This is a genomic window from Desulfothermus naphthae, from assembly GCF_054657475.1.
Genome location: NZ_BAAHYQ010000001.1, coordinates 250,955 through 270,431, shown reverse-complemented (window position 1 = coordinate 270,431; position 19,477 = coordinate 250,955). Strand labels below are relative to the sequence as shown.

The 19,477-nt window shown below is 34.3% G+C and carries 23 protein-coding genes; 10 read left to right on the top strand and 13 right to left on the bottom strand.

Annotated elements, in window-relative coordinates:
- Nucleotides 1–52: 52 nt before the first annotated feature.
- Both pyrF and ACYQ1E_RS01285 read left to right on the top strand, forming a co-directional pair.
- Nucleotides 53–766, top strand: coding sequence for an orotidine-5'-phosphate decarboxylase (pyrF, locus tag ACYQ1E_RS01290; RefSeq protein ID WP_459874858.1), 714 nt, complete (start codon nucleotides 53–55; stop codon nucleotides 764–766).
- A 182-nt stretch (nucleotides 767–948) separates the two neighbouring features.
- Nucleotides 949–1,179 (top strand): hypothetical protein, encoded by a 231-nt coding sequence (locus ACYQ1E_RS01285; RefSeq protein WP_459874857.1) that lies wholly within the window; start codon nucleotides 949–951, stop codon nucleotides 1,177–1,179.
- Here the strand turns inward: ACYQ1E_RS01285 and ACYQ1E_RS01280 are convergent, their stop codons facing one another.
- From ACYQ1E_RS01280 to ACYQ1E_RS01265, 4 genes are all read right to left on the bottom strand, one after another.
- On the bottom strand, nucleotides 1,180–2,241 hold the full coding sequence (locus tag ACYQ1E_RS01280; protein ID WP_459874856.1) for an IS630 family transposase: 1,062 nt from the start codon (nucleotides 2,239–2,241) through the stop codon (nucleotides 1,180–1,182).
- Between the two features lie 112 nt (nucleotides 2,242–2,353).
- Nucleotides 2,354–2,488, bottom strand: coding sequence for a helix-turn-helix domain-containing protein (locus tag ACYQ1E_RS01275; protein WP_459874855.1), 135 nt, complete (start codon nucleotides 2,486–2,488; stop codon nucleotides 2,354–2,356).
- On the bottom strand, nucleotides 2,448–2,684 hold the full coding sequence (locus tag ACYQ1E_RS01270) for an AAA-type ATPase lid domain-containing protein (RefSeq protein WP_459878427.1): 237 nt from the start codon (nucleotides 2,682–2,684) through the stop codon (nucleotides 2,448–2,450). The genes ACYQ1E_RS01275 and ACYQ1E_RS01270 overlap by 41 nt, the downstream gene beginning before the upstream one ends.
- A 63-nt stretch (nucleotides 2,685–2,747) precedes the next feature.
- Nucleotides 2,748–3,713, bottom strand: a complete 966-nt coding sequence (locus tag ACYQ1E_RS01265) for a sigma-54 interaction domain-containing protein (RefSeq protein WP_459874854.1) — start codon at nucleotides 3,711–3,713, stop codon at nucleotides 2,748–2,750.
- A 174-nt stretch (nucleotides 3,714–3,887) separates the two neighbouring features.
- On the opposite strand from ACYQ1E_RS01265, the gene ACYQ1E_RS01260 reads away from it, so the two are divergent.
- The 6 genes from ACYQ1E_RS01260 to ACYQ1E_RS01235 all read left to right on the top strand — a co-directional run bounded on the left by ACYQ1E_RS01260 (nucleotide 3,888) and on the right by ACYQ1E_RS01235 (nucleotide 6,983).
- On the top strand, nucleotides 3,888–4,055 hold the full coding sequence (locus tag ACYQ1E_RS01260; protein WP_459874853.1) for a hypothetical protein: 168 nt from the start codon (nucleotides 3,888–3,890) through the stop codon (nucleotides 4,053–4,055).
- Between the two features lie 200 nt (nucleotides 4,056–4,255).
- A complete protein-coding gene (locus tag ACYQ1E_RS01255) occupies nucleotides 4,256–4,660 on the top strand; it encodes a DVU0524 family FlgM-associated protein (RefSeq protein ID WP_459874852.1) in 405 nt (134 codons plus the stop codon).
- Between the two features lie 33 nt (nucleotides 4,661–4,693).
- The gene (gene flgM, locus ACYQ1E_RS01250) at nucleotides 4,694–4,996 is read left to right on the top strand and encodes a flagellar biosynthesis anti-sigma factor FlgM (RefSeq protein WP_459874851.1); all 303 of its coding nucleotides are present in this window, start codon (nucleotides 4,694–4,696) and stop codon (nucleotides 4,994–4,996) included.
- Between the two features lie 203 nt (nucleotides 4,997–5,199).
- Nucleotides 5,200–5,883, top strand: coding sequence for a hypothetical protein (locus tag ACYQ1E_RS01245; protein ID WP_459874849.1), 684 nt, complete (start codon nucleotides 5,200–5,202; stop codon nucleotides 5,881–5,883).
- 32 nt (nucleotides 5,884–5,915) lie between these two features.
- A complete protein-coding gene (locus ACYQ1E_RS01240; protein ID WP_459874847.1) occupies nucleotides 5,916–6,266 on the top strand; it encodes a 4Fe-4S dicluster domain-containing protein in 351 nt (116 codons plus the stop codon).
- A gap of 30 nt (nucleotides 6,267–6,296) precedes the next feature.
- Complete coding sequence (locus ACYQ1E_RS01235; protein ID WP_459874845.1) at nucleotides 6,297–6,983, top strand: methylenetetrahydrofolate reductase C-terminal domain-containing protein; 687 nt, start codon at nucleotides 6,297–6,299, stop codon at nucleotides 6,981–6,983.
- Nucleotides 6,984–7,070: 87 nt separating this feature from the next.
- On the opposite strand, the gene ACYQ1E_RS01230 is transcribed toward ACYQ1E_RS01235, so the two are convergent.
- From ACYQ1E_RS01230 to ACYQ1E_RS01195, 8 genes are all read right to left on the bottom strand, one after another.
- Nucleotides 7,071–7,667 (bottom strand): adenylyl-sulfate kinase, encoded by a 597-nt coding sequence (locus tag ACYQ1E_RS01230; protein WP_459874843.1) that lies wholly within the window; start codon nucleotides 7,665–7,667, stop codon nucleotides 7,071–7,073.
- An 8-nt stretch (nucleotides 7,668–7,675) separates the two neighbouring features.
- Nucleotides 7,676–9,016: an aminoglycoside phosphotransferase family protein gene (locus tag ACYQ1E_RS01225; RefSeq protein ID WP_459874842.1), complete on the bottom strand. Its 1,341-nt coding sequence runs from the start codon at nucleotides 9,014–9,016 to the stop codon at nucleotides 7,676–7,678.
- Nucleotides 9,017–9,026: 10 nt separating this feature from the next.
- Complete coding sequence (locus ACYQ1E_RS01220; RefSeq protein ID WP_459874841.1) at nucleotides 9,027–10,391, bottom strand: TrpB-like pyridoxal phosphate-dependent enzyme; 1,365 nt, start codon at nucleotides 10,389–10,391, stop codon at nucleotides 9,027–9,029.
- Nucleotides 10,375–11,001, bottom strand: a complete 627-nt coding sequence (locus tag ACYQ1E_RS01215; RefSeq protein WP_459874840.1) for a TetR/AcrR family transcriptional regulator — start codon at nucleotides 10,999–11,001, stop codon at nucleotides 10,375–10,377. The genes ACYQ1E_RS01220 and ACYQ1E_RS01215 overlap by 17 nt, the downstream gene beginning before the upstream one ends.
- Before the next feature lie 28 nt (nucleotides 11,002–11,029).
- Nucleotides 11,030–13,219, bottom strand: a complete 2,190-nt coding sequence (locus tag ACYQ1E_RS01210; protein WP_459874839.1) for a DNA translocase FtsK — start codon at nucleotides 13,217–13,219, stop codon at nucleotides 11,030–11,032.
- Nucleotides 13,220–13,230: 11 nt separating this feature from the next.
- Nucleotides 13,231–13,788 (bottom strand): elongation factor P, encoded by a 558-nt coding sequence (efp, locus tag ACYQ1E_RS01205; protein ID WP_459874838.1) that lies wholly within the window; start codon nucleotides 13,786–13,788, stop codon nucleotides 13,231–13,233.
- 80 nt (nucleotides 13,789–13,868) lie between these two features.
- Entirely contained in the window at nucleotides 13,869–14,336 is a 468-nt protein-coding gene (locus ACYQ1E_RS01200; RefSeq protein WP_459874837.1) for a type II 3-dehydroquinate dehydratase, read from the bottom strand.
- A 92-nt stretch (nucleotides 14,337–14,428) separates the two neighbouring features.
- Entirely contained in the window at nucleotides 14,429–15,196 is a 768-nt protein-coding gene (locus ACYQ1E_RS01195; RefSeq protein WP_459874836.1) for a hypothetical protein, read from the bottom strand.
- A gap of 108 nt (nucleotides 15,197–15,304) precedes the next feature.
- Here ACYQ1E_RS01195 and yihA point away from each other — a divergent pair, with 108 nt between their 5' ends.
- On the top strand, nucleotides 15,305–15,901 hold the full coding sequence (gene yihA / locus ACYQ1E_RS01190; protein ID WP_459874835.1) for a ribosome biogenesis GTP-binding protein YihA/YsxC: 597 nt from the start codon (nucleotides 15,305–15,307) through the stop codon (nucleotides 15,899–15,901).
- A 44-nt stretch (nucleotides 15,902–15,945) separates the two neighbouring features.
- Nucleotides 15,946–18,033, top strand: a complete 2,088-nt coding sequence (locus tag ACYQ1E_RS01185) for an acetate--CoA ligase family protein (protein ID WP_459874834.1) — start codon at nucleotides 15,946–15,948, stop codon at nucleotides 18,031–18,033.
- A 32-nt stretch (nucleotides 18,034–18,065) separates the two neighbouring features.
- Here ACYQ1E_RS01185 and gltA read toward each other — a convergent pair whose 3' ends face one another.
- The gene (gene gltA, locus ACYQ1E_RS01180) at nucleotides 18,066–19,469 is read right to left on the bottom strand and encodes an NADPH-dependent glutamate synthase (protein WP_459874833.1); all 1,404 of its coding nucleotides are present in this window, start codon (nucleotides 19,467–19,469) and stop codon (nucleotides 18,066–18,068) included.
- Nucleotides 19,470–19,477: the final 8 nt, after the last annotated feature.

The window sequence follows — 19,477 nt, the reverse complement described above, 5'->3', positions numbered from 1 at the left end:
TTTACTTTAGAGAAATAAACTATAATTGTCTATATTCAAGGTGGGGTTTTTAATGAAAAAAAATATAGACTTAGACAAAAGGATTATTTTTGCCTTGGATGTAAACACTATTTCACAAGTTGAGAAGTGGCTAAGTATTTTAAAAGATCATGTAAAATTTTACAAAATAGGTCTTGAATTATTTGTTTCAGAAGGCATGGCAGTGGTTGACAAGGTTACCCATGCAGGATGCGAGGTAATGCTGGATTTGAAATTGTATGATATCCCTCAGACAGTCTTTAGAACAGTCAAAGAAATTTGTAAAAAAGAGATTACCTTTTTAACGGTCCACGGTAATTTAGATATTTTAAAAGCAGCAGTTGAGGGAGCAGCAGGAGCTAAAGTGAATATACTTGGGGTAACAGTACTTACCTCTTTGGATGAGAAAGATCTAAGAGAGATGGGCTACCCGGTTCACACTGAACAACTGGTTTTAAAAAGGGCTGAGCTAGCCCAAAAGGCTGGATGTGCTGGAGTGGTTGCATCAGGGCTAGAGGCCAAAATAATAAGAGAAAAATTAGGAGATAGCCTTATAATTGTCACTCCAGGTATTAGACCCGGTTTTTCAATTAAAGGGGATCATAAAAGAGTCTTAACACCAAAAGATGCTATATTAAATGGCTCAGATTATTTGGTAATAGGAAGGCCAATTCGTGACTCCCAAAATCCAGTAAAGACAATTTCTAAAATTAAAGAAGAGATAAAAAATTGCAGCAATTCTCGGTGAGTTTGTGGAGTTAGTATTTAAGGGGTAATACAAGAAAAATGATATTTATTTTTCGCAAAGTATGGGGAAAAGGAGGATATTGAAGGTTTGGGGAAAAATTGTATTAATGTTTAAATAATTCCTTGTAATTATTATACAAAGAAGTTATAGTAGAAGAAAAATTAAGAGAGAGGCATTATTTTATGCATATAAAAAAACATTTAAGTTTTACAGCATTAAGGGAAAAATTGTCTAGTCGGGTGTTAGAGATAGAAGATAAGCGTGATCAAAGTAAGGTGAAACATAGTCTCCATGATTGTTTTATGAGTGGTTTTGCCATGATGTTTTTTCAGGATCCTTCTTTATTATCTTTTCAACGCAGGATGAAAGAGAAGCAAAATAGGAGTAATTTAGAAACAGTTTTTAAAGTATAGTTATCCGCACAATTTCATATAATATGGGGTGCCCTTTAAAAATTTTTCTATCCAACTTTTAGCAAAACTTAGTTTTTTACATAACCTATTCCATGCTTCTGATATAACCTCCTCCATCTCTTTTATATCTTTTACAAAAACTAATGAAAGCACTCTTTTTATACTTTTCCAGATATACTCAATAGGATTTAACTCTGGTGAATAAGGGGGAAGATAGACTAGATAAATATCTAACTCAGATGCCTTCTCTCTTACTACTTTACTCTTATGGGATGAAAAATTATCTATTATTGCTACTATCGCTTTATATTTCTTATTTACTTCTCTTATCTTTTCTAAAAACTTAGCTATTGATAAGCCTTTTGAATCTTCTAAAAATGATTTTACACTTTCTCCTTTTATAGCATAAAAACCTATTGTGTTTGTCTTGAACTTTGTTGTATTTTTTATAATTCTTGTCTTCTCAAAACTCCATACCCTTACTGTATTGGCGGTGTTCTGCGGACTTGTTTCATCTATAAAACCTATTGCTATCTCCTCTTCTTTAAATCCTTTCTCCTTTAACAGAGAAAAAGTAAGTTGAAGTTGATTCTCTAATATCTTCTCTCCATCTTTTGGTTTCCTATAATCCATCGGATATGGTTTAGAAAAATGCATCTTAAGCTTATCTCTCAATATCCTTACTACATGGTCTTGGGAGTATTCTATATCAAAAGTATCTTTTATCAATGCCCTTACTTCTTTTGTAGTCCAATAAGCTCTCTTTTTAAGTAATTCCTTAAGCTTTTTTAAATCTTCCTCTGATAGCCTACTTGGCCTTCCTCCCCCTTTTCCTCTTCCTTTACCTTTTATCCCTTTATAACCCTCTTGGTTCCATTCCCTTATCCATAAGTATCCTGTCGATTGGGCTATCCCACAACCGCTACACGCCTTTTCAAAATCTATCCCTTCTCTTATAAGATTTAGAAAAATAAGTTTTACCAAAATATTGTCTTTCTTCTCACCCTTTAATTTTTCCTTTAGCTCTTCTGCATTTTTAACCTTAATACGTTCCCCTTTCATAAATATTCATTATATCAAATCGTTCCTATTATATCAAGTTCTGAAGGATACTATATTCTATCCCCTTATTTTCAATAAGTTCTGTCAAAATCTTTGCACCCTCCCTATAAATTTAAGAAATTTCATATTTTTTCATTTTTTTCCACAGAGTTACCCGAGAATATCCAAGTAGCTGGGCAGCCTTTGTCCTGTTTCCCTGAGTTTGTTTAAGTGCTTCTATTATCCTTTCTTTTTCTTCTTTGTCCATAGAAATTTTGGAGTTTGAAGCGGAGGTAAACTCTTTTTTTTTGAGTAAGCAAAGAAGGCATTAGATGTTCCTTTGTAATTTCCTTTCCATCACATACAACAAAGGCATATTCAATTACGCTCCTAAGCTCCCTCACATTTCCAGGCCAGTGATAATCAAAAAATATATCCATGACCTCTCCTGAGACTCCATTTATTTGCTTTCCTGTCTTAAGACTATTTTTTGTGAGGAAGTGTTCAACAAGTAAAGGGATGTGTTCTTATCTGTCTCTTAAAGGTGGGAGGAAGATAGGTATTACATTTATCCTGTAAAAGAGATCTTCCCTGAATTCTTTTTTCTCAACCATTTCTCTTAGATCTCTATTAGTTGCATAAATTATTCTCACATCAACTGAAATAGGCGTACTATCACCAACCCTTTCAATGACTTTTTCCTCAATAACTCGAAGGAGCTTGACCTGCATGGAAACAGGCAAGTCACCAATCTCATCTAAAAATATGTCTCCACCAAAGGCTAACTCAAATCTGCCCTTTCTCGTCTTAACAGCTCCAGTAAATGCGCCTTTTACATGTCCAAATAATTCAGACTCAAAAAGAGTTTCTGTTATTGCAACACAATTTACCTTAATAAAAGGTCCTTTATTCCTGTCACTTAAATTGTGAATGACCTCTGCCACCAGTTCTTTTCCTGTGCCTGATTCCCCATAAATTATAACTGGAGCATCAGATTTGGCAGCATTTTTTGTTAACTGAAAAATTTGTTGCATCTTTGGAGATGATCCAATAATTCCAAAAAAACTATTCTCATTTCTTAAAACTTTTTTTAAATCTCTAATCTGTTTCTCTTTTTCTAAAACCTCTGTTAAGTCTGTTAATGTCTCAACAGCACCAACCACTTTATTTTCTTCATCATATAAAATAGTTGCATTTTTGAGCACAGGTATCCTTCTGCCATCTTTTCTTAGCAATATACATTTTCGTTTTTTTGTGCCCTTTTCTTTAAACAATTCACACCAGTAATCATCTAAATTATTCCTCATTCCCCTACAAATATCACAATCAAGGACCTTACAACTTTTTCCAACAAGCTCTTCTCTTGTGTACTGGACCAACTCCTCAAAAGCCTTATTCACCGCAATTATAATCCCTTGAGGACTCACAATCATGAGCCCTTCTTGCATGGTTTCAATTACAGCTTCCCAAAAATCCTTGGTTCGATTTTTCATAATTTTTGTTTAAAATGTTAATAAGTGTTAAAAAAGAATTTATTAGATAGGTTAACACATATTTTTAATGATGTAAACAAGATTTGTAACTCACTGTTATTATGTTAAAAATTTTTACTGGATTTTTAGCATGTGAGTTGCCAAAATAAAGGCCATATCAGCGAGGAATAGAGTATGAAGGTTAATTTAGATATTCAAGATTCTTTTATTACCCCTGTGAACCTCCTGAATATTACAGGGAAGGTGTTTGAATTGAGTGAGGGAGATGAGCTGGAAATAATAACAAATGACCCTCTCACTGTTCATTACTTAAATAACATATTGGAATTATCAAATATATAGAGATTGAATCCAATATTGAACAAAAAAATGGTAATTTTTACATAACAATAACAAAAAGATAGAAAATGGGGTATTCCCGTGATAGAGGAACAAGGTCTGCTCTTAAGGCCATAGGTTGATAAACACAAGGTTAATGGGTTGATTAAAGTTCTTGGATTGCTTTCCGATAGAATATAGTAGGAGAAAAGTAGGAGATAGACGTGACTACTTCTAGAATAATAAATGTTATTCAAAAATATTATATACAACAAAATAGATCCAAAAGGCTTGTTTTGTTAAAAAATACCTTGAGGTCTGAAGTATCAGAAGATAAGGTTTCTCTATCAGAGGATGGAAGGAGAAAGGAACTTATTTCAAGGCTCACAAAAGATATAGTCAACAATTTGATATTTGCAAAAAATCAACCTAAAATAGTGCAGGAAATAACCCAGGAATTAGAAAATGAATATGACCACAAATTAGTGTTTAAATTTGACCCTAAAGAAAAATCATTAACAGTCCGAAGAGAAGATAAAAAAGAGCTCACAGAGAGGGAGCAAGAAGAAATAATTAAAAAATTAAGGGATATTACATATAAAAAATTGAATTCACTATTATTCCCTTAACAGTTAAGAGATAACAAAAAAGGGGGAGGAAAAATGGTAATTAAAGGTATTTTTGAAAAAATTAATCTCTACACTCAAAACAAAATTTCCCAGGAAAAAGACAGTGTATTAAAAAATAGGGGAAAGACTCAAAATATCACCGACTCTGATAGAGTAGAATTATCCAATCAAGGGAAAATATTAAACAATCTAATTGAGGCTGTCAAAAAACAAGATATGGTAAGAAGAGAAAAAGTAGAATATTTAAAGGATAAAATTCAATCCGGAGAGTATAAATTAGATGCAAAAGAGATTGCAAAAAAGATTGTGGAAAGCGAAATAGATCTCATCCTTTAAAAAAACAAGGGTCAAAACTTTATCAACAGTTCTTTAGGCCTAATTACCTGCCCTTATTTTCCCGAAAAAAAGCCTTTTTTATTTTTAGCGGAAATTATTATTTTATAACCCGTTATCTTGACAAATTATTTTCAAACAATTATGCATAGTTCATTCATCTTTAGAGGAAATAATGTTTTATCCTTAGTTAAAGGAGGATTTTTATGCACCACTTATATCTGTTGGTAAGAGGTCCCTTGGCTTTAATTTCTTTTATCATTTTTATTGTTGGAGTAATTTATCAAATTATTTGGTTTTTCAATAATACTAAAGCACAAGAGATCTATCAAAATCCAGGGTTACTACCATCCAAAAAGGAAATCAAATCCTTTTATCCACCAGATGATATAAAAAAATTGACAAGATGGGAAGGAAGTGTCTGGTCTACGCAACCATATTTTACTATTCTCACCTCTATATTTCACGTTTTGGTAGTATTAACTCCCATTTTTTTACTTGCTCACAATATCTTGCTTAAACAATCATGGGGAATTGCCCCTCCATCTTTGTCTGAAAAAATAACTGATGTCTTTACAATAGTAATCTTATGTTTTGGTGCTTATTTTCTCTACAGAAGGATATTTCTATCAAAGGTAAGAATAATTACAGGTGGAGGGGATTGGTTGATGTTCTTTCTTGTTTTTTTGCCTTACTTAACTGGATTTTTGGCATATCATCAGATATTTCCTTATATGCCAATGGTGATCCTACATATGCTCCTGGGCGAACTCATGCTTGTCTGCATTCCTTTTACCAGGCTAAAACACATGATTTTTTTCTTTTTAAATAGATTTTGTCTTAAAAGTGAATATTCCTTCTTTAAAAAAGGAAATAGAGTGTGGAATTGAATTTTTATTGTTAATATTTAGGAGGAAAAAAGATGTCTAATTTACCAGATATAATATTGAGAAATAAATCAAAGATTAAATTTGCTATGTCTCTGTGTGCCAGGTGTTCTATGTGTGCACCAAGTTGTTTTTTGTATAGGGCAAATAATGGTGACCCAACATATATGCCTTCTTATAAGATGTTGAATTCAATTGGTATCATATTTAAGAAAAAAGGTGATCTTTCAGATAATGAAATAGAAAATATAAAAAATATAGTGTGGGAAAAATGTGTGTTATGCACTAGATGCTATTGCTCTCTTGGAATTGATATCCCCTATTTAATCTCTATTGCCAGGGATTTTTGCAGACAAAAGGGCGTATATAAGACATATGACAATTAACATTATAAATAATGCTTTAGGAGGATATAAATGATCAAGGTCAAAAGGAAAAAATTTGATGAAATTATAGATTGTATTGAGAAATATAATCATATCCTGAATGTAGGATGTGGTGGATGCGCATCTGTGTGTCTTGGAGGTGGTCAAAAAGAAGTTGATTTATTAAATAAAGAACTTATGCTCTATTATGAAAAAAAAGGTGAGACAAAGAATATAGATGCATATACAGTAGAAAGGGCATGTAATGAAAAATGTTTCTTAGATCTGCCAAATGTAATAGAGAAAGGTAATTATGACGCAATAATCACCATGTGTTGTTCTGCAGGAACACAGCTTATTGCAGAAAAATTTATTAAAATACCAGTTTATCCAGCAGTAGATACCATTGCTATTGGTATTGATAGAGACATAGGACTTTATGAAGAAAAGTGCAGGGCATGTGGACATTGTGTAATAGGTTATACTGGAGGTATATGTCCAATTACCAGGTGTGCAAAAAGTCTTTTTAACGGACCATGTGGTGGCACAAACAAGGGCATGTGTGAAGTAAACCCAAATATTCCATGTGCCTGGTATGACATCTATAATAGGCTTAAAGAACAAAATAGACTGGAAGATATTAAAAAAATACATCCTCCAGTAGATTGGAAAAATCAAATTCAGCGAACCGTGGTACAGTACGGCTATGAAGAAAGATATGTAAACATGGATGCTTAATAAGTTCAAAAAGACTTATACTAAGGGTTAAACATAAGGGCACATTCTTTCTACAGGATGTGCCTTTTTAATTCTAAAAAATCTCTCTCATGCTTTAGAAAACCCTTCGGAATTGAGTTTTTTTTCTATAAACTTAAGACAAAGAGATACTGCCTTATCTAAAGAAAGGGTATCATTTTCAAGAACAAAGTCACAATTCTTATCCTCCTCAAAGGGGACATCAATCCCTATTACTTCTCCCAGCCCAGGATATTGCTTTCCTGTTTTCTTTCTATCAAGAGCCTTTTTATATAAATCTGCCATAACTAACCCATTTTTTCTCTGAGACTCCCTTTTTATTGCAGTCTCTATACTACAATTAACAAATATCTCAAAAAAATTCTTTCCCATTTTATCCCGTGCAAGTTGTCTCATTTTGACCTTATATGCCGTGCCATCCATAATTACCACTTTTCCTTTTATAAACTCCTTATATGCATCTTCAACAAATAACTCATATGCCCTTTCCCTCTCATCTGCAGTATACTTTGCATTGGGAAAATATTTTTTCCTGAGCTTATCCATCTCTAGATACGCAGCATCTATTCCCTTATTTACCAATGCATTATAAACCCTCTTACTAATTGAAGACTTTCCACATCCAGGTAGCCCCACAAACCAAAAACAAATACCTTTTTCTTTCATAAATTTTTCTATCCCTGCATATATTTGTTTACATTTGCATAATCAAATTTTTCATCCTTTAAAATATTTTCCATAAACCTAAAAAGACCAGCTCTTACCTCTGTTGGATGGTTGGGATACCATTTTGGAGAGGCTATGACCAGGGATCTGAACACAAAAAAAGGCGCTATTACTTCCAATATCTCATTGTCTTGTGATAGAGATAGATATTCTTCAAAAAAGCTCATATACATTTTTTCAAAAGGACCTGTTATCCTTGGCTTATCATAGAGACCATAAAGGATATAATTGCATGCCATGGTAGCGACGTCATCTGCTGCTTCCCCATACTCACCCCTGCTCCTATCTAACACCCAAAAATCATTATTTTCTGTTACAAGGACATTCCAAGGATGGAAATCACCATGTACAACACAAAGGCGATGACAATACTTTTTTAACTTCCATCTCCATGAAATCAACTCTTTTTCAAGCTCTATGAACTTATTTTCTGGATAATCATCATAAGGAGTAGGATAACCATCAATTATTCCAAAAATACACTCACAATCTCCAATCAAATTTCTAATTCTTCTAATATATAAATCATCTTGTTTATATTTTTGAGAATGAATTTTCGCCAAATACCTGGCCAATTTTTTAACGAACTCTAAATCTTCTTCTCTAAAATCCCCCTTTTTTATTCTATCCAAACTAAGATAATAATCCTCTCCACCAACTTTTTCATTTACTATAAAAAATTCTTTGACCCTTTTAATTGGAATTAGTCCCTCTTCAGACATATATCCCATGGCAATTGGTCTTACATGCTTATCCAATTTTCCACCAGTTTCATATTGAAACATAAGTATCCTGGCTCTGTCCCAATAATATTGATGGCCATACTCATCTCCCCTCATAGTTGAGATAACAACGTCCTGTTTCTCTCCATTTTCAAAATTTATAGTTACAATTAAGGGTTTACCATAACCAAAGTCTTTTAATACCTCCCCTTCTTGCTTTCCAAATTCACCTAATGATATAGATCTTACCTTACCTTCATAGAGTTCATTAAAAAATTTATGGATATCAGTTACTGAGAACATATTTCCACCTCCACCATATTTTTTAATATTTTTTACCTTACGGGCCAGTTGAACAAGCTTATCACTGGGAGTAAATTTTGGATTATTAAGTAACTTTTCTCCCAAAAATTTTTTAAATAACCTAACAAGCGAAGAGGAATCTCCCCAACAACTCATAAGACGTTCACAGGGAAGATTATCTTCCTCTACTAAACAATATTTCACATTTACCTCGTGTCCAAGCTTAGGACACCTTTTTACTATCTTGTCTAATATTCCCTTCATCTCAAAAACATTAGGGTTTTGGCAAATCTTTTAACTCTTCCAGGGCATTTTCTATGTCCTCATCAGAAAGGGAATAGTTAAAAAGTTTACCTGATAGGTAGGCCTCATATGCTGCCATATCAACCAGCCCGTGTCCACTATAGGAAAATATTATAGTCTTTTCTTTACCTTCTTCTTTGGCTTTTTTTGCTTCTTCTATAACAAAACATATGGCGTGAGTGGTTTCAGGTGCAGGGATAAATCCCTCACACCTCGCCCAATTAATTCCTGCATTAAATGTTTCAAGCTGAGGAACTGATACTGGAGTTATTAATTTTTCTTGTATTAATTTACTTACTATTGGTGCCATGCCGTGATAACGAAGACCTCCTGCATGGACAGGAGGAGGTATAAAAGAATGTCCAAGAGTATGCATTGGCAAAAGCGGTGTGGTTTTGGCTACATCTCCAAAATCATACATATATTTGCCCTTGGTCATAGTTGGACAGGACACAGGTTCCACTGCATATATATCTATTTTGTCTCCATAGATTTTGTCCCTTATAAAAGGAAGGGCTAGTCCAGCAAAATTACTTCCCCCGCCAGCACATCCAATTATAACATCAGGTTTTTCTCCAATTAGCTCCATTTGCTTTTTGGCTTCAAGGCCTATTATTGTCTGGTGAAGCAGTACGTGATTTAACACGCTCCCAAGTGCATATTTGGCATCTTTCTCACAAACAGCTCTCTCTATTGCTTCACTAATAGCTATACCAAGGCTGCCAGGTGAATCTGGATTTTGCTCTAAAATCTTTCTCCCTATTCTAGTCAGATTACTTGGACTGGGCACACAATGGGCCCCCCATGTTTGCATCATGATTTTTCTATAAGGCTTTTGGTCGTAGCTTACCCTAACCATAAAAACTTCGCATTCTATTCCAAATTGAGCACAGGCAAAAGATAGAGCACTTCCCCATTGTCCAGCACCTGTCTCAGTACAAATCTTTTTTGTATTTTCCAGTTTATTGTAATAGGCCTGGGGAATTGCCGTGTTTGGCTTATGAGAACCAGGCGGTGAAACTGACTCGTCTTTGAAATAGATTTTAGCTGGAGTGTCTAAAAACTTCTCTAAATTTCTAGCCCTGCGAAGAGGTGTTGGACGCCATAAAATGTATTTCTCCAAAACTTTTTCGGGGATTTTAATTTCTCTGTCTGCACTCATCTCCTGCAAAATAAGACCCATTGGAAAAATTTCCTTTAAATCCTCTGGCGACACCGTCTCCTTTGTTGCTGGATGAAGAGGGGGAGAGATTGGAGTTGGTAAGTCTGGCAAGATGTTATACCAACTAGTCGGTATATCTTGTGCTTGTAAAAAGACCTTAACATCTTTTTTCATGTAAGTTCTCCTCTTTTATAATTCCATACAAAAAATAATCCACTATGTATTCAATAACTTCACGAATACTCAAAGGTCCATCTTTTTTATACCAAAAATATAACCATTGTGCAGTGGCAAAAAAACAAAAGGTAAGCACAGTAATATTTGTCTTTTTTATTTTACCCTGATCCATTAATCTTCTAAGGTAATTTTTAAACTGGGCAACATTAGCTCTTTCATAATCTATTATTCTTTCTCTTTTATCTGGTGGAAGGGATTCAATTTCAAAAAATAATACTTTGTTAAAATTTTTATGCCTCAAATATCCAATTGTATACTCATACAAGATATTAATCAATTGGTCTCTAACATTGGTATATTGAGCCTCACTTTTTAAAATGGCCTGTCTCATATCTTCATTTAATATCACTCCAGCTCTAACACACAGGGTAAATAAAATTTCTTCTTTATTTTTGAAATGATGATAAAGCGCAGCTTTACTGATTCCTACTCTTTCTGCAATTTCTCTCATTGAAGAACGTTCATAACCTTTTTCTACAAATAACTCATGGGCCTTTTCTAAAATTATTTCTGCTGTTTCGTGCATATTAACCATATTTCTTTCCATACCCCCTACACTCCATATTCATAAAAATTTATTTTTTTATTACCATCCTTGGCTTACTGCCTTCCTGAGGTCCTATTATTCCTTCCTTTTCCATCATCTCTATAAATCTTGCCGCCTTGTTAAAACCAATTCTCAGATAACGCTGTAACATTGAAATAGATATCTTGTCCTGTTCCATTACAAATTTGACCGCCTCTTGATACATAGGATCATTATAAATATCATTACCACCCTCAATTTTTGTATCCTGTTCCTTTTCCTTTTTCCACTCCTTTAAGTCCATATGGACTTTTTGAGGGTATTTGTCTTCCCAAAATTTAATTATTCGATTTATTTCCCCATCACTTATATAAGCCCCGTGAATCCTCTGTATCCTACCTGCTGGAGGCTTAAATAGCATATCCCCTTTGCCGAGTAGATTTTCTGCTCCTACATTATCTAAAATTGTCCTTGAGTCATGTTTTGATGTGACCTGAAAGGCCACTCTAGCAGGGAAATTGGCCTTTATAAGACCTGTAACCACATCTACAGATGGCCTCTGCGTGGCTAGGATCAGATGAATACCAGCTGCCCTTGCAAGTTGAGCAAGTCTGATTATTTTTGCCTCAGCTTCTTTACCAGCAGTCAACATAAGATCAGCCAGCTCATCTATAACAATAACAAGATAAGGCATTGGAGATTCATCACTCTCTTGAATTTCTTGTTTTTTTATTTTTTCGTTATAACTATAAATATTTCTAGCACCGATTTCAGCCATTTTATCGTATCTATTTTCCATTTCACTAACTGCCCACTCCAGAGCTGTTTTTGCAAGATCCATATCCACTACAACCGGGTGTATCAAGTGGGGTAGTGAAGAATATGAAGCCATTTCAATCCTTTTGGGATCTATTAACAAAAATTTCACTTCCTCAGGTGAAAAACGCATAAGTAGGCTAATTATAATTGAATTTAAACAAACACTCTTTCCAGCACCAGTGGCACCAGCAACTAAAAGATGGGGCATTTTAGCCAAGTCTTCCACCCTTGGCTTTCCCTGAATGTCCTGTCCTAAAACTATTGGTAAATTGCTTTTACTATCTTGAAAGCTCTTGGACTCAACAATCTCTCTAAAATAGACAATTTTTCTCTTTATATTGGGAATCTCAATTCCAATATAATCTTTTCCTGGAATTGGAGCCTCTATCCTTACAGCAAGGGCCTTTAAAGCAAGAGCTAAATCATTATTTAATTGAGCAATTTTGCTAATCTTTATGCCAGGAGCTGGACGAAATTCAAACATAGTTACAACAGGACCTGGTTTTATATTTAAAAGCTCCCCCTCTACTCCAAAATCTTTTAAACATGCAAGCAATCTATTTGACATTTCATCAAAATATTTTGTGTCTATGTGATTGTCTTGTTTTTTAACAGGATCCAAAAGATCAATGGATGGATAAGGATCTATACTATTTATTTGTATGTCTGATTTCTTATCACTAAGGTCTTGTTTTTTTTCTTTTTGACTATTACTTTTCTTCTCTATAACAGTCTTAATTTCTCTTTTTTCTTCTTTATATTGTCTAACTGGTATTTTTAATTCATTTGAATCAGATTCCTTTTTTGAATTATTAATGTTAAAAGAATGATTTTCTTTCTTTATTGAAAAAAATATATCTATTATCCTATTTATGGTTTTACCAGCAAGATTTCCCATATAAATAAAAATATCCTTCCATAAAAATAGAAAAATCAATTGAACTCCAACCACAATCAAAAATATCCAGACAAGGATGGTTCCAGCAAAATTAAGATATTTATCAATCAAATAATATAACCATGTACCAATATATCCTCCACCATGAACTTTTCCAATATAAATAGAATTGCCAAATTCTGATGCAAAAAACATCAATAAAAACAAAATAACAAAAAAAAGACCAACTATTCTATACCAATGAAATCTCAGTTCTTCAAAAAAAATGCAAAGGCCAGACCAAAGAAATAAAAAAGGAAATAACCATGCAGCATTGCCAAACAGTTCTACAATAAGTCCACCTATGTAAGCACCGACAATGCCGCCAAAATTTTTAACCCTTGTGCTAGAGGAGGCCACATTAAAGGAAGGATCAGTTGGAGAATATGAAAGTATGGACAGGAATAAAAAAATACTGATAAACAACAAACTCAGGGAACTAATTTCCCTTACCAGCTTATTTCCATAATTGTCTTTCTCCATAAAGAATTAATCTACTCTCTGCCAAGGTATTCAAAGGTTCTGGTGTCAACTTTGACCTTATCCCCTATGTTAATAAAAAGCGGCACATTTACTGTAAGACCACCTTCTAAAGTAGCTGGCTTAGTTGCACCGCTCACAGTATCTCCTTTAATCCCGGGCTCAGTCTCAATTACTTCTAGAACCACTGCTACAGGTAAATTTACATCAATTATCTGTCCATTATATATTAGGACCTTTAAGGTCTCGCCTTCTTTTAAAAAGTAAACTTTTTTATCTAGAGTATGGGCAGAAACATACATCTGTTCATAGGTTTCAAGGTCCATAAAAACCAATTCATCGCCTTCCCGATATAAATACTGAACTTCCTTTGAAACCAAATCAGGTTTATCAATCTTTTCACCAGATCTAAAGGTGTATTCTATTACAGATCCATTCAAAAGATTTTTCAACTTTGTCCATATATGTGCCCCGCCCCTTCCATATTTTGCATGGAGAAAATCTATTATCTCATAAGGTTCCCCTTTAAACTCTATTTTCAAACCCTTTCTAATATCTGACGTAGTGTACATAAATCTCCTCCTTGTATACCCCCTTGGTCTTTTTGTGATGTAAAATTAATAAGTTGTCAATGGTTATGTTGCGGGAAGTTTTACTTTAGATTATCTAAATACTCCACCAATGCCAGGATGGCCAAAACATATGAAAAAACACCAAACCCTGAAACCACTCCTATACATTTGGGTGATAGCATGCTCTTGTGTCTTATATTCTCTTCTCTTGCCCATAAATTACTAATATGAACCTCCACACATGGGATTTTTATCCATGCAATACAATCTCTAATAGCAAGGGATGTATGAGTATATGCGCCTGCATTTATCACAATACCATCAATTTTATCTAGCCATGCCCTCTCCAACCGATCTATTATTTCGCCTTCGTGATTTGATTGGAAGAGATCAATATCCACCCTTTCAATAATATCCTTTTTTAGATATTCACCCATATCCAAAACCACATCCTGCATCTTTTTGTTTCCATAAATTTCTGGCTCTCTTTTTCCAAGATATCTTAAATTTGGGCCATTAATTATGAGAATCTTGTATTTTTTAGACATAGAAACCTCCGCTTTCACAGAACACTTATTTTAATCTATTTTATTTTTTCCTCTAGATTCACTTTTTTCTACTGACTTACATAAACCCCCTGTTATTTCATTTCTTTTGGACTATTTTGCTTTTTTTCTAAAATCGGATGAACCTTTACAACAGGTATTTGATTTTTTTCTTCCCTCTTTAGTCCTTTATCAATTGCTGGAATAATCTTAGTCTTTAACAAAAAAACCAGGTCTTTTTTTTTGATTGACCTATTAGAGGTAAGTATTTCCCCTTGAGAAATCATGTCTAAGTTATTATAGATCCTCCCAACTCCAACAACTTGATAGTAATTTCCTGCTCCGAATTCATTTTTTTTGGCTATAATAAAATAGGTATTTTGTTCTGGAACAAAATTGGAAAATTTTATGGCAATATGCGATGTTGCTATTGAATAACCCCCTTCTATCCCTGTAATAGTTCCAGTTAAATAGGACACTGGATCAAGTTCAACAAAGCATTTGAATTTCCCTTCATAAGTCCCTGTCATATCGTCGTATAGGGGATGAAAATTTGTATGAATTGTGTTTAAATTGACAATTTTCTCATTTAGGTTTTTTTTAACTCTACCTTGCTTTAAAATTATACTGTGATTAACCCATTTCCTTGCTACCTCCAAAATCCCTTGTTTTTGCGCCTTTAGGGCCAATAGTTTTCTAATTTCATCCTCGCTTTTATTTTCATCTTCCACTGTGATATCTACCTCTACAACACCTTTAAATGTTTTATAGGAAGTCTCTATGGATTCTTTTTTTATCACTATTTTTGTACAACCTCCAATAAAGAACACACTTAAAAACAAAATATACCCCAATTTTTTCATATTCCCCCCTTTAGTGTTGACCTTTATTTTTTTTTTATTTACCAAACTTACTAATACAAACATTTCCATTAATATAAAATGTATAAAAATTGCAAGTATAAAAACCAAATGGAAATTATACTAAAATACACAATTTATGAAGTTGAGAAAATACCCCTTTTAGAATCGCCTCAAATACCAATAGCTGGTAGATCAAATGTGGGAAAATCCAGTTTTATAAACTGTGTGTCTGGGAAAAAAAAATTAGCAAAAACTAGCGCTACTCCAGGTAAAACAGGATCAATTAATTTCTATTTTTTAAAAGATCTTAAGGGATTTTTAGTAGATTTACCTGGATATGGATATGCAAAAAAATCAAAAAAAGAGAGACAAAAATGGGCTTTGCTCATTGAAAATTATTTTGACAAAAACTCCCAATACATAAAAGGGGTTATACTTTTGATTGATGCGAGCATACCGCCCCAACAAGCAGACATTACTCTTTATAATTACTTAAAAGACAAAGGATTTAATATTATTCCCGTCCTTACTAAAGAAGACAAGGCAAATATGTCTGCAAAAAATAGAAATAAAAATTTCTGGTTAGACTTTGCATCTAATTTTATTCAACCAGTATTTTTTTCATCAAAGACATCCAGAGGAAGGGGACAGATTATTCAAATTTTGAGAAATATTTTTAAAAAGGCCCATGCACAAAATCATTAGGTGCACATTGGGTTTAAAACTACCTCTTTATTAAAGGGAATTATATGGGGAATTTAGATTTGTTTTTTTATCCCAAAAACATAGCTATAATTGGAGTAAGCAAAGAAAAAACCAAGGGCGGCAATGTAATTTTAAATAATGTGAGAAAAGGTTTTAAGGGTGAAATTTTTCCTGTGAATCCAAAATATGACGAGATAGATGGGCTCAAATGTTACAAGATTTCTGATCTTCCTGAGGGATTAGATTTGGCTATTGTCTTTGTCCCAGCCCGGTCAGTTGTGGATTCGGTTTTAGGACTAGCGAAAAAAAAGATTAAAGGTGTGATAATTGAATCTGGAGGATTTGCTGAAACAGGGGAGTTTGGACAAAAATTGCAGAACCAATTATTAGAGATAAAAAAGCACAGTGGCATTAGAATCTGGGGACCTAATTGTATGGGAATCGTTGATATGCACTCAAGACATGTATTTTCTTTTGTTTCTCCTATTATCTGGGATTTTATATATCCAGGAGATATATCCCTTATTGTTCAAAGTGGTATGCTTACTGCCAGTTTTTTAATAGATATGTGCTCGTCTGGACCATTTAGTATAGCCAAGGCATGTTCCATAGGCAATAAATTGGATGTGGACGAGTGTGATCTATTAGAATATCTGTTGAATGACCCTCAGACAAAAGTCATTGGAATGTATTTAGAATCTATAAAAAGGGGAACAAAATTTCTTGACCTGGTGAAAAATGCACAAAAGCCTATAGTGGTTTTAAAAGGGGGAAAAACCAAACAAGGAGCAAAGGCAGCCCTAACACACACTGCTAGTTACGCAGGTTCTTATGAAGTGATCTCTGGAGTTTTTGAACAGACAAATGTAGTGGAAGCTAATGATTTTAAAGAAATGATGAACCTGTGCCTTGGGTTCTCTTCTATATATGAGTATGATAATCTTAATCAGAGGAATAATAGAGTTGCAATTGTAACTTTCAGTGGTGGGGCAGGGATTGTTAGTGCTGATTTGTTTAAAGACAAATCAATTGAATTGGCAAGCTTAAGTAAAGACACAATAAAGAGGATTAAGTCATTCTCCCCTGAATGGATGCCTGTTTCCAATCCTGCGGATGTGTGGCCAGCTGTGGAGAAAAGGGGGCCATCAGCATATGTCCAGATTTTTAAAGAAATAATAGAAGATGATGGTGTAGATTTTATTTTTCTTCATGTTTTTTCTAGAGGAAATCTGGGAGCTGAAGATTTTAGGGAAATTAAAAACATATCAAAGAGAATGAAAAAACCTGTTTTTTTGTGGATTATAGGGGAACGTGATGCTAAACATGAACTTTTTGAGATCTGCAGAGAATTAAAACTTCCTATATTTCAAGAAATTTCCAGTGCTGTGGAAGTTATGGATAAAATTGTGAGGTTTTACAAAAAATTAAAAACAAAGGCACCTACTGATTCGATAAGAGAGAAAAAATCACCTATATACCTTGGTTTGCCATCAAAAAAGGAAATTCTAGATGAATTTGAATCAAAATCTTTTTTGGGGAGTTTAGGGATTCCCATTGTAGAAGAATATTTAGTATTTTCAGAAGAAGAGGCTATTTTTTATGCGGAAAAAATGGGGTATCCAGTTGTGTTAAAGGGTATTTTATCAGAGCTTATACACAAGACAGAACAGGGACTTGTTAAAACCAATCTGTATACACAAGAGCTTCTTAAGGCAGCTTATCTGGAATTAAATAAAAAGGTCCTCAATAATGGAAAGATTTTAATACAAAAACAAGTAGAAATTGGATATGAATTGATCGCTGGATTAAGCAGAGACAAAAATTTTGGACCTGTGGTCATGCTTGGATTTGGTGGAATACTTGCGGATATCTTGAAAGATAAGATACTTAGAGTTGCGCCTTTTACCTTAAAAGAAGCTTACCTATTTACCTATGATCTTAAAAATCAAAAAATTTTAGAAGGATATAGAAGGTATCCGAAAATTAATAGGTTAGAGGTAGCAAAGATTATAAAGATCCTTGGAGATTTGGGACAAAAATTTGATGAAATCGAATCTATTGATTTAAATCCTTTGATTATTAATTCCAATGGAATTTTTTGTGTAGATGCTACAATTACCAGAAAGATATAAAAAAGAGAGGGCATGTGCCCTCTCTTTTTATTTTACCATCCCCAGGTAAGATACTGATGGATTGAATCTGAGGCCTTACGGCCAGCACCTGCAGCCAGGATAACCGTTGCCTGACCAGTGACTATATCACCACCAGCCCAAACACCTTTTTTCTTGGTCTTGCCAGTCTCAGGATCTGCTACAATATATCCCCATTTATTGAGCTCTAAACCCTCTGTAGCCTTGGTTAGCACTGGATTTGCTCCAGCACCAACTGAAATTACTACCAAATCACATTCCATCTCAAATTCAGACCCTTCAATTGGTACAGGCCTTCTTCTACCAGACTCATCAGGCTCACCAAGTTCCATCTTTATACATCTCATGCCTCTGACTCTTCCTTCATCATCTCCTAAAAATTCAATTGGATTTGTAAGTAGGTGGAACTCAATTCCCTCTTCTTCTGCATGATGAATTTCAGCCAACCTTGCTGGCATCTCTTCTCTTGATCTACGATAGACTATTTTAACACTATCAGCTCCAAGCCTCATAGCTGTCCTTGCTGAGTCCATTGCAACATTACCAGCCCCTATAACAACTACATTTTTTCCCTTTGCAATTGGAGTATCATATTCGGGGAATAGATATGCCTTCATGAGATTTGCCCTGGTCAAATATTCATTGGCCGAATAGATTCCAACAAGATTTTCTCCTGGAATATTTAAAAATCTTGGAAGACCTGCTCCAACTCCAATAAATATTGCATCATAGCCCTGCTCGAACAACTCATCAATAGTAATGGTCTTTCCAACCACTACATTGTATTCAAATTTTACCCCAAGTCTTTCAAGATTTTTTAATTCAGATGCCACAATGTCTTTTGGCAGACGGAATTCTGGAATTCCATACACCAGAACCCCACCACCTTTATGAAATGCCTCAAAAACAGTTACTTCGTGTCCTTTTAGTATAAGGTCACCAGCAACTGTTAGGCCAGATGGACCAGAACCTATTACAGCAACTTTTTTGCCAGTTGGTGGGGCCTTTGGTGGTAATTCTCCACTCCCATGTTCTCTTTCGTAATCTGCAGCAAATCTCTCCAGATTACCAATAGCTACAGGCTCTCCCTTTTTACCTAAAATACAATTTCCTTCGCACTGGACTTCTTGAGGACAGACCCTCCCGCAGATTGCTGGCAGACTATTTTTTTCCCATATCTTTCTAATGGCCTTATCAAACTGCCCTTCTCTTATGAATTTTATAAAACCTGGTATATCAACTCCTACAGGACACCCTTCCATACATGCTGGTTTTTTACACTGCAAACACCTTGAGGCCTCTTTCATAGCCAATTCTGGAGTGTATCCTAAAGGCACTTCTTTAAAATTTCTCCTTCTGACCTCAGGTGGTTGTTCTGGCATTTTTTGACGAGGAAGTTTCTCTTTTTTTTCTGCCATATCTTCTC

What these genes read in the sequence shown, in the direction of transcription:
- pyrF (WP_459874858.1), top strand. Translation starts at nt 53, where the DNA reads ATGAAAAAAAATATAGACTTAGACAAAAGGATTATTTTTGCCTTGGAT.
- ACYQ1E_RS01285 (WP_459874857.1), top strand. Translation starts at nt 949, where the DNA reads ATGCATATAAAAAAACATTTAAGTTTTACAGCATTAAGGGAAAAATTG.
- ACYQ1E_RS01280 (WP_459874856.1), bottom strand. Translation starts at nt 2,241, where the DNA reads ATGAAAGGGGAACGTATTAAGGTTAAAAATGCAGAAGAGCTAAAGGAA.
- ACYQ1E_RS01275 (WP_459874855.1), bottom strand. Translation starts at nt 2,488, where the DNA reads ATGGACAAAGAAGAAAAAGAAAGGATAATAGAAGCACTTAAACAAACT.
- ACYQ1E_RS01265 (WP_459874854.1), bottom strand. Translation starts at nt 3,713, where the DNA reads ATGAAAAATCGAACCAAGGATTTTTGGGAAGCTGTAATTGAAACCATG.
- ACYQ1E_RS01260 (WP_459874853.1), top strand. Translation starts at nt 3,888, where the DNA reads ATGAAGGTTAATTTAGATATTCAAGATTCTTTTATTACCCCTGTGAAC.
- flgM (WP_459874851.1), top strand. Translation starts at nt 4,694, where the DNA reads ATGGTAATTAAAGGTATTTTTGAAAAAATTAATCTCTACACTCAAAAC.
- ACYQ1E_RS01245 (WP_459874849.1), top strand. Translation starts at nt 5,200, where the DNA reads ATGCACCACTTATATCTGTTGGTAAGAGGTCCCTTGGCTTTAATTTCT.
- ACYQ1E_RS01240 (WP_459874847.1), top strand. Translation starts at nt 5,916, where the DNA reads ATGTCTAATTTACCAGATATAATATTGAGAAATAAATCAAAGATTAAA.
- ACYQ1E_RS01235 (WP_459874845.1), top strand. Translation starts at nt 6,297, where the DNA reads ATGATCAAGGTCAAAAGGAAAAAATTTGATGAAATTATAGATTGTATT.
- ACYQ1E_RS01230 (WP_459874843.1), bottom strand. Translation starts at nt 7,667, where the DNA reads ATGAAAGAAAAAGGTATTTGTTTTTGGTTTGTGGGGCTACCTGGATGT.
- ACYQ1E_RS01225 (WP_459874842.1), bottom strand. Translation starts at nt 9,016, where the DNA reads ATGAAGGGAATATTAGACAAGATAGTAAAAAGGTGTCCTAAGCTTGGA.
- ACYQ1E_RS01220 (WP_459874841.1), bottom strand. Translation starts at nt 10,391, where the DNA reads ATGAAAAAAGATGTTAAGGTCTTTTTACAAGCACAAGATATACCGACT.
- ACYQ1E_RS01215 (WP_459874840.1), bottom strand. Translation starts at nt 11,001, where the DNA reads ATGGAAAGAAATATGGTTAATATGCACGAAACAGCAGAAATAATTTTA.
- ACYQ1E_RS01210 (WP_459874839.1), bottom strand. Translation starts at nt 13,219, where the DNA reads ATGGAGAAAGACAATTATGGAAATAAGCTGGTAAGGGAAATTAGTTCC.
- efp (WP_459874838.1), bottom strand. Translation starts at nt 13,788, where the DNA reads ATGTACACTACGTCAGATATTAGAAAGGGTTTGAAAATAGAGTTTAAA.
- ACYQ1E_RS01200 (WP_459874837.1), bottom strand. Translation starts at nt 14,336, where the DNA reads ATGTCTAAAAAATACAAGATTCTCATAATTAATGGCCCAAATTTAAGA.
- ACYQ1E_RS01195 (WP_459874836.1), bottom strand. Translation starts at nt 15,196, where the DNA reads ATGAAAAAATTGGGGTATATTTTGTTTTTAAGTGTGTTCTTTATTGGA.
- yihA (WP_459874835.1), top strand. Translation starts at nt 15,305, where the DNA reads ATGGAAATTATACTAAAATACACAATTTATGAAGTTGAGAAAATACCC.
- ACYQ1E_RS01185 (WP_459874834.1), top strand. Translation starts at nt 15,946, where the DNA reads ATGGGGAATTTAGATTTGTTTTTTTATCCCAAAAACATAGCTATAATT.
- gltA (WP_459874833.1), bottom strand. Translation starts at nt 19,469, where the DNA reads ATGGCAGAAAAAAAAGAGAAACTTCCTCGTCAAAAAATGCCAGAACAA.